Origin of the sequence: Anaerostipes sp. AF04-45 (genome assembly GCF_003461725.1) — a bacterium.
GTDB classification, from domain to species: Bacteria; Bacillota; Clostridia; order Lachnospirales; family Lachnospiraceae; genus Anaerostipes; species Anaerostipes caccae.
Window position 1 is genome coordinate 1 of the sequence record NZ_QTXQ01000007.1, and the last position, 354, is coordinate 354.

Sequence of the window (354 nt, forward strand, 5' to 3'; positions counted from 1 at the left end):
AGAGCAGCTGATTTGTAATCAGCAGGTTACCGGTTCAAGTCCGGTCAACGGCTTCATACACTTGGACGTTAAGTGGTGAGAAGATAAGGACCTTTAGCTCAGTTGGTTAGAGCAATCGGCTCATAACCGATCGGTCCGGGGTTCGAGTCCCCGAGGGTCCATTTGTATACAGTTATCTTTGGCCCGGTGGCTCAGCTGGTTAGAGCGCCGCCCTGTCACGGCGGAGGTCGTGGGTTCGAACCCCATCCGGGTCGTCTCTTTTATTTAAAAAGAGTATTTTTATATTTGGGATCATAGCTCAGCTGGGAGAGCATCTGCCTTACAAGCAGAGGGTCATAGGTTCGAGCCCTATTG

Annotated in this window: 2 tRNA genes; both read left to right on the plus strand. The window is 50.8% G+C overall.

From position 1 onward, the window contains the following. Positions 1-87 precede the first annotated feature (87 nt). Positions 88-161, plus strand: a tRNA-Ile gene (locus tag DWV34_RS11285). A 19-nt stretch (positions 162-180) separates the two neighbouring features. Beyond that, positions 181-254 (plus strand) — tRNA-Asp (locus DWV34_RS11290). Positions 255-354 lie beyond the last annotated feature (100 nt).